Here is a 10,830-nt window from a genome sequence, read left to right as displayed (position 1 = left end):
CGCCGACTTCGTGCCCCGGCTCGCCGGGCTGCTGAAGGAATGGACCGACGTCACCGAGCGCCTCGGCGAGCGCGGTTCGCGTCGCCCCGAGGAACTGGGCGCGGCCGCGGTCGACTACCTGCTGTTCACCGGTTACCTGTGCCTCGCCTGGTGCTGGGCGAAGATGGCGGCGGTCGCGATCGTGCGCCTGAAGCACGAGCCGCCGGATGCCGCGTTCTACCGCGCCAAGCTCGACACCGCGCGTTTCTACTACGCGCGCCTGCTGCCGCGCGCGGAGCTGCGCCTTTAACTCGGGTGCGCCTTCACTTTGCCGAAGTTCCTCCTTCACCTGCTCGCGTGACATGCGAAGTCTCCGAAAGCGTTGGAAATTTTGCGCCGGAACATCGAGCAGGGCGATCAACAGCATGGCAAGGCCCAGCGCCAGCAAGAGCGATATCAGGCTGCTGCCAAGGCTGGCCGATGCCGTCAGCGGATCAGCTGCAGACAACGAAAGTAGTTTGGGGAGTTCACCCATTACCAGCCACCAGCCAACACCACCCAGCAGTCCGGCCTTGGCTAGCGCTTTGGCGAGTTCGATCAGGCCCTGCATCCCGAAGATGCGTTTGATGCCCGAAAGCGGGCTGAGCCGGCTTGCTTTGAACGCCATGGCCTTGCTGCGCCAACCGAGCGAGCCGAGCAAGGCAGGCCCGGCAATCGCCGCTGCAAGGCTGGCAAGCAGCAAGGCGGCGAAGGGAAGAATGAGCGGGGTCAGCAGGCTCGTCAGGCGCGCGGAGAGTTCGAAAGCGGCAAAATGGCTTCTTTCGATGGCAAGCCCGTTCCGCAGCATCGCCGCAACGGCGTTGACCAGCCATTGGCCTGCAAGCGCCAGCCAGCCGATCCCGGCCAGTATGACCAGTGCCGATGCCAGTTCGCGAGAGATCAGGACATCGCCTTCCTCCGCCGCATCCTTACGCCTTTTGGGGGTAGGTGCTTCGGTTTGCTGGTCGCGATCCGGAGCCTCGGCCATGGCTCAGCCCCTCACCAGCATAGCCGACATCGCCAAAGCTTCGGCCATTGTCCTTGCCAATGCCTCCGCCATTACAGGTGTCGCAATGGCGAGCAATATGGTTCCGGCCGACAGGGTGACCGGCAAGCCAACCGCAAACAGATTGAGCGTAGGCGCCGAGCGTGAGACCATTGCAAATACGGCTTGCACCATAAGCAAGGCCGAAAGCACTGGCATCGCCACGGCAAGACCGGCTACAAACATCAGCCCGCCAAAATCGATCATGCCTTTCAAGGTGGTCGCCGATAGCCATGCGGCGCCGGGTGGCAGGCTTTGGTAGCTTTGAAATACCAGTTCGAAGAAGAGCAAGTGACCATCGGCGGCGAGGAAAAGAACCAGCGCTAGCATCGACAAATATTGCCCAATTGCGGGGCTGGGCTGGCCGGTGGCCGGATCAGCCATTGCCGCGAATCCGATGCCCATCATGTTGCTGATGACCTCGCCCGCCAGCAAAGCAGCGGCAAAGCCGATCTGCAACGTGAAACCCATGGCCAGCCCCGCCAGCACTTCGCCTGCCATCATTGCAAAGCCAGCCAAGGAGACCAATCCATCCGGTGGCATTGAAGGCTCGATCATCGAAACGGCGGGCAAGGCGAGCGCCAGCGACAGTACCAGACGTAATTGCACCGGCACATTCGCCGCGCCGAAAAATGGCGCCGCCAGCATGGCGGCTCCCGGACGGATCATTGCCAGCAACCAAAGTTGCAACGTCGCCTCGATATTGCCGAATGCGAATTCGTTCATGGCCTCAGCGCAGCAAAAGCGGAATTTGGTCGAACATGTCGCGGGTAAAATCGGTGAGCAGCACCATGATGCTGCCGCCGAACAGCGCCAGACAAATCGAGACAAGGATCAGCTTGGGCACAAAGCTGAGCGTCTGTTCGTTGATTGAAGTGGCCGCCTGAACCATGCCGAGCAGCACGCCGGTAACGAGCGCAGGCAGCAGGATCGGTGCGGAAGCCAGCGCGAGCACCCACAGCGCCTGCTGGGCTATTGATAGGAAAGCGTCTTGTTCCATCTCATCCGCTCGCAAAGGAGGCGGCGAGCGACCCCATGGTCAGCGCCCAGCCGTCGACCAGCACAAAGAGCAGCAGCTTGAATGGCATTGAGACGATGGTCGGCGACAGCATCATCATACCCAGCGACATCAGCGCCGAGGCCACCATCAGGTCGATAATCAAAAAGGGAAGGAAGATCAGAAAACCGATCTGGAAGGCGGTCTTGAGCTCGCTAGTCACAAAGGCGGGCAGGAGGATTGAAAAGGGCACATCCTTAGGGCTTGCCAATGGCGGGGATTTGGCCAGTTTGGTGAAAAGCGCCAGATCGCCCTTGCGGGTCTGGGCGAGCATGAAGCCATACAGCGATGTTCCGGCACGCGTAACCGCTTCTTCAATGCCGATCTGCTGTTCGCCATAAGGCGTGATCGCGGCGCGATTGATGTCAGACAGCACCGGCTGCATCACAAAAAGCGATAGGAACAGGCTTAAGCCCACCAGCACCTGATTGGGCGGCGTCTGTTGCAGCCCCAACGCGTGGCGCAGGATCGATAATACAATGATGATCCGGGTGAAGCTCGTCATCATCAGCACCAGCGTGGGCAAGATGGTGAGCAGCCCCATGAGCAGCAGGATCTGCAGCGACAGTGACAGCGGGCGGCCGTTTCCGGCGATTTCGCCGAGCGCGCGGTCCATCGCGCCGCTGCCGCTTTGCGCCAATGCTGCTTCTGGAATTAGCACAGTCATCAGCGCAAAAAGACCCGCGATCCACAGCAATCTAGGCAGCATCAAAATCGCCCCTGTCGTCGATGGCTATGGGTGTGATCGTGCCCCTACCCAGTGCGATCAGATGCAGTCTGCCGCCAAATTCGACGACGGCCAATTTGTTGCCAGCACCAAGCGGTAAAACCTCGACCAGCCGCACCAGCCTGTCTTGTGCCGCAACTCCGGGCAGTCCAGTCTGCAAACGCTTCCACATCCAGAGCGAGGCCCAGGCGAGCCCACCTACCAGCGGCAACAGGAGCGCCAGACGCAGCAGATATTCGAGCATCAACCGCGCCCTTCTGCCGAAACAAGTTCGGTGATGCGGATGCCATAGCGCCCGTCGACCGAGACAATTTCCCCGCGTGCGACCAGGCTGCCATTGGCACAAATATCGAGCGGTTCTCCTACCTTACGGTCAAGCGTAACGACATTGCCTGGCTCGAGTGTTGCCAGTTCAGCAATAGTCATCATTGTAGAGCCGACTTCGACCGATACACGAACCGATATTCCCGCCAGCAAATTGACGGAGCTGGTCCTATTGGGCGCCCGTTCAATTTTCCGGGCTTCGCTGAGGTCGCTCATGCGGGGCTGCTTTCATGGAGGGTTTCGATACGAAGCGCGACGCTACCCTGCCATTCACCCATGCATGCGTTGGCAAAGGGGCGTTCGCCGACGAGCATGGGAATCGAAACCGGCATTGTGATCGGCAGAACATCGCCCGGCTGCAACGCCAACAGGCGTGATGCGGGCATTTGGGCAATGGCAATTTCGGAACGGGCAAGCAGCGGAACCCGACCAGTGTGTGACAAGATGCGGTTCTCCCGTTCGGCTCGGCTGATCGACTGCTGGCGTTGCTTTGGCTGTGCATCACGCGATGCGATCAGATCCGAAGCCACGTAGACGCGCATCGTCCAAGTTGCGCCGGTTGTAAGCGCGATATCGAATTCAAATGTGATCGGTGCTTCGACAACAACAGGATCGAATCCTTCCACATCGACACCAAATCGCGCTTCCGATTGCGTGAATGATGGCTCTTCTGCACCAGGAAGCGCGCCCACCAGCCATTCGCACAGCCGATTTCCAAGCCGCAGTGCAAAACGGCTCTGGGCTTCGCCCGGCTTGTCTGCGCGCGCGTCGACACGATCGCCGCCGTAAATTTGCACGAACAGGCGTTCGAACAGGTGCGATGGCATTTCGATAAAAGCACCGGGCTGGCCAGCCTCATTTTTGCAGATAAACCTGATCAACGGCTGATCCGGTGGCGAACCCGCTGCTGCGTGTGCGACCGCGATTCCCTCCGGCTGCACTGCCAGCCGCCGCAACAGTGCAGCAAGGCCATCGGCAAGCCTTGCGGTCGAAATACCGCCTTCATCGGCAGCCTTTCGGTTCGATGATGCAGCAAGCAAGTCCAGCTTCTCGGCTTCGGGTCTGCTCACTGGATCACCAGACTGTTAAAATAGACATTGTCGATCCCGCCAAAGCCCTCTTTTTGGCGCAGCACAGTATTGATCGCCCGCGTCAGTTCGCGCTGCAGCATCTGCTTTCCTTGTGCTGTCGACAGCACGGCAGGGTCCTGTTCGGACAATGTCATCAACACCGCTGAGCGGATCGGAACATCCTGCCGCTTGATATTGGTGATGACCTTGCCGTCATAATAAGTCGCCAGGCTGATTCCGATCTGGATGAATCCCGATCCATCAGCGAGGTTTGCGGTGAAGGGCTGCTCGACCGCGAAATAGGTGATTTCATATTTGGCCGGGTCTACCTTTATCCGGTCATTGGGAACCGAGACTGTACCCTCTTTCAACGGCGCTTGCTTATGGCCTTCACCTTCGGCGGCGAGTTCGGCGGGTTCCTCGCTGCGCAATACCAGCTTGGGTCGGTTCGGGTCTTCCTTTGCTGCTTTCGGCGCGAAGCCACCGGTGGCATAAATCGCGGCGCCCGCACTCCCGCCTGCAAGCAACAGCGCGCCACCAGCCATCAGCAACAACTTCTTTTTGCCGCCTGACTTTGGCCTGTCCTTCTCGGAATTGTCCTTCTCGGTTTTGCTCATCCCACATCCTCGAATGCGGATCAGGCATATCGGCCGGTTGGTTGGCCGTGTGGCTGATCCTGGTCCTGGACCGTGTTTCGGTCTGTTTCCGGGAACGGCAGGAACGGGCGGGGAATTGCACCGTTTCGGCTGTGTCTGCCATCGCCACTTGCTCCAGATTGGACGGTGGGATCTGCAACAGCGACGCCGCGCTGACGTAGTTCCTCGATCAGCCGGGGCTCTTCGCGTGCCACTATAGTCTTTGCCTCCTCGTTTGACGGCCGCAGTTCTACGAGCAACCCTTGAGGTGTATCGGCCAATCCGACTTCCAGCGTTCCGAGATGCCTGGGTGTCAGCCGGAATGTGAGTTCCGAAGTGGCGCTTTCGCGAGCGAGCAGGATTTCTTGCGAGAGGCGCGCTGCCCAATCGTTTGAGCGGAGGTCCGGCAATGGCCGTTCAGGTTGCAGCTTTGTCTTTTGAGCGAGTTCGATAACGACCGACAGGGCCGATGCCTCAAAGGGCAGGGCCTCTGTAATATTGGTTGGAGCAAGCGGTTCCGCCGCCCCCGTTTCGGCTTGAATGGGCGACTGGCCAGCAAAATGGCGGATCCCGTTCATGTTGGACGCTAGCTCCACCACTGAAAGGCTTTTGTTCGTTCGCTGCCCAGCCATTTCAACAGTCGGGGGCGGTGCAGCGGGCAATGGTGCAAAAATTGCCAGCAATTGAGGCTGACTGGCCGGTTGCACCGGCGGAGGCGCCTCATCTGGCTCGGCCACCTTTGCACCATGGTCGACGACTATATGCGCGGTAATCACGAGTGGTGGTGCTGGGGAAGGGGTGGCCACCGAAATGGATGAATCTATAGGGATTTCGGTTTTTGAAGCCTCTGTTTCCTGCGTTGCAGCGTTCGCATTCTCACAGTTGTTTGCGTCCAACGCCATGGTCATCTGCGTTTCAAACACCGCCGATTGTAAAGCCGGGGCGAAGCTGACGACCGGCAGCGCTGCTTCCGCCCTGATAGCAAAAATCCCCGTTAGCGGATTCATCGCTTTTGGCTCCATCCTGTTCCAGGCCGGACTGTCCGGACTTCAGAACGGGCCGACGATTGCTGTTCTTCCGTTCGGATGGCTTGCGAGATCCGTTCCTTGACCCTCTCCATTCGTCCCTTCGCGCGTCGAGCTGCCAAGCTCGCTTCGCTGCAATCGACCGTCACGCGTTCGATAGCGGGCTGCAGGCTGGCCCCTGCCTCGACCAGTCGGCCACTCCATTCGCCCAACGCCGCCAATTCGACACCGGTTGGACAGGCCGTTTTGTGGGTCAAAGCGCTATGCGCCGCTTTGATACGCAATTCGGTTGCTGACAGTTGGGCCCGCTCGCGCTCGGCCTTTGTCTGCGCAATTTGGGCCAAGCGGGCGTCGAGTGCATATTTGCGCAATAGCCGGCGCAGGCGCTGCGATTGCTGGATCATGTGCCAAAACCTTCGATCAAGGCAGTTCGGCTTTCGGAATAGGGAACCAGCGCATCCTCCCGCTGCGTGATGAAGCTGCGCATCTCTGACTGGCGGGCGACGGCTTCATCGAGCAAGGGGTCGCTCCCCGGGGTATAGGCCCCCATCAGGATCAGGTCGCGATTTTCCTCATAGACCGACCAGAGCTGGCGAAAGCGCTGCGCTGCCGATCGGTGCTCGGCATCAACTATATCCGCCATGGTCCGCGACAGTGATCGGCCAATATCGATTGCAGGATAGACTCCCGCTTCGGCGAGGCTGCGCGACAGGATGATATGTCCGTCGACAATAGCGCGCGCTGCATCAACAACCGGATCTTCAAGATCGCCGCCGTCGGCAAGAACGGTGTAAATGGCGGTGATCGATCCGCCGCTGCGTCGATCATTGCCCGCCCGCTCCACCAGTTGCGGGATTAAACCAAGAGCAGACGGCGGATAGCCCTTCATCGCCGGGGGTTCACCGAGCGCAAGGCCAATTTCACGCTGGGCGTGCGCGATGCGGGTAAGGCTGTCGAGCAGAAGTAACACGCGCTTACCACGGGCGCGAAAATATTCTGCGATTGCTGTTGCCCGCATTGCAGCCTTGATACGCAATAGTGGCGCTTCGTCGGCTGTTGTCGCGACAACGACGGTTCGGCGACGCATCCCGTTGTTCAATCGTGCTTCGACAAAATCGCTGACTTCGCGCGCGCGCTCTCCAATCAATCCCGCAACCACAACGTCACAGTCGGCGCCAGCGAGCATCTGGCCCATCAGCACCGATTTGCCGACGCCCGAGCCGGCGATCAGTGCAACACGCTGGCCCTCTCCGAGCGACAACAGGGCATTGATTGCCCGGACCCCGCAATCGAAATGTCGCATCACGCGGCCACGGCTCAACGGGTTGCTGTTGCCCCCCGCAAGCGGCCATGTGTCTGGAAGTTGGGGCAAAGCGAGTCGGTCCAGCGGTCTGCCCATCGCATCAATCACGCGGCCAAGCAGCACTTCCCCACATCTTGCCAGACCCGCCTGCCCATCGGCGACAATAGGTGCGCCAACAGCCAGCGGAATATTGCCCCTCAATGGCAAGGCGAGACTGCGGTGCCCGCGAAATCCGACAATCTCTCCCGGTACGGAAGAGCCATCGCTGCACGAGATTCGTACAGGAGTCAGCAGGGGTGCGGGAAAGCCCTCAATTTCGAGCAGCATGGCCTCATGCGCAGCAAGTCTGCCCACATAGCGGGGGGGCATGTCATGGAGGTGGATAGCCTGCAAATGGGCCTTTGTGGTGGAAAGGCTCATTGTTCGTCTTCCGCGATGCCAAGTTGCTGGCGCAACGATTCAAGTTGCACCGCCCGGCCATGCTCGACCGTACCGGAAGGCGATTCCAGGCGCAGCGTGCCACGCGCGACCCGCATATCCGCAACGACAGGCAGGCCAAGATCGGCACCTTTGAATGAAGCGGCGTCATCCGGGGAGAGCTTGAGTACGGCATCGACCGCGATCGGCTCGGCAAATATGACAGCCTCATCGACCTGCTTGCGAAGTAGCTCCAAGTCGACTGGTGTCACTCCGACGATTTCCCGCACAAGGCGGTCAACAGTTTCGCAAATCATTTTGCGCACCGCTTCAGGTTCCACCGGCTGCAATGCGTTGGCCGCCGCTACCAAGGCTTGCAAGCGCCTGCGCTCCTCCGCAAAAGCTGTTTCGGCGAGCAATTGTCCTTCGGCCAATCCGCGCTCAAATTCGTCAACCGGATCGGTCTTGGTATCGGCTGGATCGGCGGTCCAAAGCTGAAACGTACCAGACCCAACTGTCGAAGTTTCGAAAAGCGGTACAAATGCCGGTTCAGACATAGTCGTCGCCCTTGCCGCCCAACATGATCTCCCCCGAAACAGCCATCGCGCGGGCGATTGCGACGATTGCCTTGCGTGCGGCGTCGACCTCTTCGCGCTTGACTGGAGCCATTTCGGCCAGCTCGTCGCGGATTGTATCGGCGGCGCGAGCAGACATGGTGGCGAGGAAGCGGTCGGCGAGAGCACCCTCGGCTCCCTTCAGCGCCAGCGCCAATGTTGCCGCTTCGACCCCGCGCAGCACAGCTCCCAGCGACTTGGCGTCGAGCTGATTCAGATCTTCGAACACGAACATTTCGTCTTCGATCGCGGCTGCAAGCAGCTTGTCCTTCTTTCGCATCGCTTTCAGCAGCTCTTCTCCCACTGTGCGGGGGAGGCTGTTGACGATCTTGGCTACGTCGCTTTGCCCGCCGATTTCCAGCGTAATCGCTTTGGCTGATGCCGCTTCGGCTTCGGCCAATGTTTCCTCAAGATCATCAATCGCCTCGGCATGCACCGGACCCAGCCGCGCCGCACGCCATAAAAGATCTGCTTGCCGCTCGCCCGAAAATCCAGCCAGCACAGCAGCAGCAATATCCGGCGCAAGCATCGATAGGAGGACAGCACCAACTTGCGGGTGTTCGGCATTGATGACATCGGCGATTGTTTCGGTTTCCATCCACCGCAGTCTTTCGAGCGCATCGCGTTGCGGCTGCGGCGCGATCGATGACAGCAAGGAGCCTGCACGATCATCCCCCAAAGCATCGGTCATCACGTTCCGGATCTTGCGGTCTGCACCTGGGGTTAAAGCCGAAACTTCCCGGCTGCCCGAAACGAAACGGCCTAATGCTAAATCGACCTTGCTCTCGTCCGCTTCGGCTGCACCGAACATCTCACTGCCCAATTGCCGCACTTCATCGGGATCAAGGTGGCGTAGCACATCTGCGGCCTCCTTTTCTTCAAGAAGCAGCATCAGAATTGCGGCTGCCGAAGCCCCTCCGATCTGCGGTTTGCCCTCAGCTTCCACGACCGCGTTCCTGCATCAGGTGGCGAACGATATGCGCGGCACGTTCGGGGTCTTGCTGGACAAAGGCGCGCACCAGTTGCGCCCGCGCTTCATAACCGGGGGCAGCCTCTATCATCGCGAGCGTGATATCTTGCCCGTCGGATTTCACCGAAGCCTTGGCCGCGTCAACGGTCGCCTCAAGCAATTGGTTCTCGATCAGGGCTGCGCGCTCGCTGGCTTCGGCGGCACGGCGCTTCATCGCTTTGCGCAAGGGCAATCCGACGACAAGCAATACCGCCAGAGCGCCAACAACGGCGCCGACCTGACGCAGCAGCGGCCAGAACCAGAGTTCGTCCCACGGTGCAACTTCGGGCGCCGCTATTTCGGCAAAGGGCCGTGCCGAAATGGCGACCTGATCACCCCGCTCCGCATTGAAGCCGACTGCGCCCTTCACCAGCGCATCGATCTTGGCGATATCGGCTTCCGACAATGGCTTGCCTTTCTGCCGCAGCGCCACAGCGACCGAAAGGCGCTTCAACTGCCCCTGAGGCTGATGCGTAACGGATATCTCGCGTCCCAGTGCAAAGCTGCGTGAGAAATTTTCCTCGCTTGATCCTTGCGTCGCGGCTTGCGTTGCAGGTGCACCCGCGGGCGGCGTGGTCGACAGCCCGGTTGCGGGCGGCGGCTGGTTAGACATGGCCCCGGGAATACCAACGGCTGGCGTTGCTGCGCTGCCGTTACGCGAATTGCTGCCTTCTTCGCGGGTCAGCACGCGGCTGTCCTCGGGAAAATTCTCACGCGTAGCCTGGCTTTCGCTGGCATCGACTTCAGCGTTAACTTCAACCGAAAAGGCGTCACGCCCCAATACCGGGGTCAAAAGGCTGATTAGAGCCGCGCGATATCGTGCCTCGATGCGGCTTTGCAGGTCGAGCAACGCGCTGTTGGCGCTTTCTACGCCGGACAAAAGTGCGCCCGATTGATCGATAACGGACACTTGTTCGGCCGACAGGCCCGGAACTGAAGAGGCAACCAAATGGCGGATTGCGCGCACCTGAGCTTCGCTCAATGATCGGCCCTGCTGAAGCGTCAACAACACAGAGGCGGCGGCAGGCTTCTCCTCACGCACGAAGACGCTGGGCTCGGCGAGCGCAAGATGCACACGCGCTATTTTGACGGCATCGATAGCCTCGATTGTTCGTGCCAGATCGGCCTCGCGCGCGCCACGAAGCATTTCGCCTTCGATTGCCCGGCTCGCGCCCATTGGCAATGCGGCCAGCATAGCGTCGCCGCTCGGCTGCGCCTTGGGCAGGCCTTGCCCGGCGAGCATCATCTTCGCTTCGTGCAGTTTGTCGGCGTCGACCGACAGGGCGCCGCTGGCGGGATCAAGCGTGTAGCCGATGCCGGAGGCTTGCAAGGCCTCGGCCACTACCGCCTTATCGGTTTCGGCAAGCCCGGAATAAAGTGGTGCTTGTGTCGGGCTTTGCAGCGTCAGCCAAGCGGCGGCGGCAAGGCCCAGCACGCTGACCATCGCCACGGCTGGAAGGGCACGTGACACGGCTGGCTGGCGGAGAAAAGCGAAGGCACCGTTCATACGTCCACCAAGCCCGTTTTGAGCGTTAGTCAGGAACGGAGTCGGCGCGCCCGCCGGAATGATTTGCTGCTCGCTCATG

14 protein-coding genes and 1 pseudogene are annotated in these 10,830 nt (G+C 60.1%); 1 reads left to right on the top strand and 14 read right to left on the bottom strand.

What is annotated here, in order from left to right:
* Window positions 1-10: 10 nt before the first annotated feature.
* Complete coding sequence (locus Q0239_RS18205) at window positions 11-289, top strand: acyl-CoA dehydrogenase C-terminal domain-containing protein (RefSeq protein ID WP_367276092.1); 279 nt, start codon at window positions 11-13, stop codon at window positions 287-289.
* A 21-nt stretch (window positions 290-310) separates the two neighbouring features.
* On the opposite strand, the pseudogene Q0239_RS11420 reads toward Q0239_RS18205, so the two are convergent.
* The 14 genes and pseudogenes from Q0239_RS11420 to fliF all read right to left on the bottom strand — a co-directional run.
* Window positions 311-1,006: pseudogene (locus tag Q0239_RS11420) on the bottom strand (EscU/YscU/HrcU family type III secretion system export apparatus switch protein); the annotation flags it as partial.
* 3 nt (window positions 1,007-1,009) lie between these two features.
* Entirely contained in the window at window positions 1,010-1,789 is a 780-nt protein-coding gene (gene fliR, locus Q0239_RS11415) for a flagellar biosynthetic protein FliR (protein WP_298602819.1), read from the bottom strand.
* Window positions 1,790-1,793: 4 nt separating this feature from the next.
* The gene (gene fliQ, locus Q0239_RS11410; protein ID WP_298602816.1) at window positions 1,794-2,063 is read right to left on the bottom strand and encodes a flagellar biosynthesis protein FliQ; all 270 of its coding nucleotides are present in this window, start codon (window positions 2,061-2,063) and stop codon (window positions 1,794-1,796) included.
* A 1-nt stretch (window position 2,064) separates the two neighbouring features.
* The gene (gene fliP / locus Q0239_RS11405) at window positions 2,065-2,787 is read right to left on the bottom strand and encodes a flagellar type III secretion system pore protein FliP (RefSeq protein ID WP_298602830.1); all 723 of its coding nucleotides are present in this window, start codon (window positions 2,785-2,787) and stop codon (window positions 2,065-2,067) included.
* Between the two features lie 31 nt (window positions 2,788-2,818).
* Window positions 2,819-3,091: a flagellar biosynthetic protein FliO gene (locus Q0239_RS11400; RefSeq protein WP_298602813.1), complete on the bottom strand. Its 273-nt coding sequence runs from the start codon at window positions 3,089-3,091 to the stop codon at window positions 2,819-2,821.
* Window positions 3,091-3,387, bottom strand: coding sequence for a flagellar motor switch protein FliN (fliN, locus tag Q0239_RS11395; RefSeq protein ID WP_298602810.1), 297 nt, complete (start codon window positions 3,385-3,387; stop codon window positions 3,091-3,093). The genes Q0239_RS11400 and fliN overlap by 1 nt, the downstream gene beginning before the upstream one ends.
* Window positions 3,384-4,241 carry a FliM/FliN family flagellar motor switch protein gene (locus Q0239_RS11390; RefSeq protein ID WP_298602807.1) on the bottom strand — a complete coding sequence of 286 codons (858 nt, stop codon included), beginning with the start codon at window positions 4,239-4,241 and terminating at the stop codon, window positions 3,384-3,386. The genes fliN and Q0239_RS11390 overlap by 4 nt, the downstream gene beginning before the upstream one ends.
* Window positions 4,238-4,858 (bottom strand): flagellar basal body-associated protein FliL, encoded by a 621-nt coding sequence (gene fliL / locus Q0239_RS11385; protein WP_298602804.1) that lies wholly within the window; start codon window positions 4,856-4,858, stop codon window positions 4,238-4,240. Before fliL ends, Q0239_RS11390 begins: the two co-directional genes overlap by 4 nt.
* A gap of 20 nt (window positions 4,859-4,878) precedes the next feature.
* Window positions 4,879-5,883 carry a flagellar hook-length control protein FliK gene (locus Q0239_RS11380; protein ID WP_298602801.1) on the bottom strand — a complete coding sequence of 335 codons (1,005 nt, stop codon included), beginning with the start codon at window positions 5,881-5,883 and terminating at the stop codon, window positions 4,879-4,881.
* Complete coding sequence (locus Q0239_RS11375; RefSeq protein WP_298602798.1) at window positions 5,880-6,305, bottom strand: hypothetical protein; 426 nt, start codon at window positions 6,303-6,305, stop codon at window positions 5,880-5,882. The genes Q0239_RS11380 and Q0239_RS11375 overlap by 4 nt, the downstream gene beginning before the upstream one ends.
* The gene (locus tag Q0239_RS11370; protein ID WP_298602795.1) at window positions 6,302-7,624 is read right to left on the bottom strand and encodes a FliI/YscN family ATPase; all 1,323 of its coding nucleotides are present in this window, start codon (window positions 7,622-7,624) and stop codon (window positions 6,302-6,304) included. Before Q0239_RS11370 ends, Q0239_RS11375 begins: the two co-directional genes overlap by 4 nt.
* Window positions 7,621-8,178, bottom strand: coding sequence for a flagellar biosynthetic protein (locus tag Q0239_RS11365; protein ID WP_298602792.1), 558 nt, complete (start codon window positions 8,176-8,178; stop codon window positions 7,621-7,623). The genes Q0239_RS11370 and Q0239_RS11365 overlap by 4 nt, the downstream gene beginning before the upstream one ends.
* Window positions 8,171-9,181 carry a flagellar motor switch protein FliG gene (gene fliG / locus Q0239_RS11360; protein WP_298602789.1) on the bottom strand — a complete coding sequence of 337 codons (1,011 nt, stop codon included), beginning with the start codon at window positions 9,179-9,181 and terminating at the stop codon, window positions 8,171-8,173. The genes Q0239_RS11365 and fliG overlap by 8 nt, the downstream gene beginning before the upstream one ends.
* The gene (gene fliF, locus Q0239_RS11355) at window positions 9,171-10,829 is read right to left on the bottom strand and encodes a flagellar basal-body MS-ring/collar protein FliF (RefSeq protein WP_298602786.1); all 1,659 of its coding nucleotides are present in this window, start codon (window positions 10,827-10,829) and stop codon (window positions 9,171-9,173) included. The genes fliG and fliF overlap by 11 nt, the downstream gene beginning before the upstream one ends.
* Window position 10,830: the final 1 nt, after the last annotated feature.

It is taken from the genome of uncultured Sphingorhabdus sp. (assembly GCF_937872355.1).
GTDB lineage: Bacteria > Pseudomonadota > Alphaproteobacteria > Sphingomonadales > Sphingomonadaceae > Sphingorhabdus_B.
The sequence above is the reverse complement of the archived record's forward strand: the minus strand, read 5'-3'. Positions and strand labels throughout refer to the sequence as shown.

What these genes read in the sequence shown, in the direction of transcription:
- fliR (WP_298602819.1), bottom strand. Translation starts at nt 1,789, where the DNA reads ATGAACGAATTCGCATTCGGCAATATCGAGGCGACGTTGCAACTTTGG.
- Q0239_RS11400 (WP_298602813.1), bottom strand. Translation starts at nt 3,091, where the DNA reads ATGCTCGAATATCTGCTGCGTCTGGCGCTCCTGTTGCCGCTGGTAGGT.
- fliQ (WP_298602816.1), bottom strand. Translation starts at nt 2,063, where the DNA reads ATGGAACAAGACGCTTTCCTATCAATAGCCCAGCAGGCGCTGTGGGTG.
- Q0239_RS11375 (WP_298602798.1), bottom strand. Translation starts at nt 6,305, where the DNA reads ATGATCCAGCAATCGCAGCGCCTGCGCCGGCTATTGCGCAAATATGCA.
- fliP (WP_298602830.1), bottom strand. Translation starts at nt 2,787, where the DNA reads ATGACTGTGCTAATTCCAGAAGCAGCATTGGCGCAAAGCGGCAGCGGC.
- fliF (WP_298602786.1), bottom strand. Translation starts at nt 10,829, where the DNA reads ATGAGCGAGCAGCAAATCATTCCGGCGGGCGCGCCGACTCCGTTCCTG.
- fliN (WP_298602810.1), bottom strand. Translation starts at nt 3,387, where the DNA reads ATGAGCGACCTCAGCGAAGCCCGGAAAATTGAACGGGCGCCCAATAGG.
- Q0239_RS11380 (WP_298602801.1), bottom strand. Translation starts at nt 5,883, where the DNA reads ATGAATCCGCTAACGGGGATTTTTGCTATCAGGGCGGAAGCAGCGCTG.
- Q0239_RS11370 (WP_298602795.1), bottom strand. Translation starts at nt 7,624, where the DNA reads ATGAGCCTTTCCACCACAAAGGCCCATTTGCAGGCTATCCACCTCCAT.
- Q0239_RS11365 (WP_298602792.1), bottom strand. Translation starts at nt 8,178, where the DNA reads ATGTCTGAACCGGCATTTGTACCGCTTTTCGAAACTTCGACAGTTGGG.
- fliL (WP_298602804.1), bottom strand. Translation starts at nt 4,858, where the DNA reads ATGAGCAAAACCGAGAAGGACAATTCCGAGAAGGACAGGCCAAAGTCA.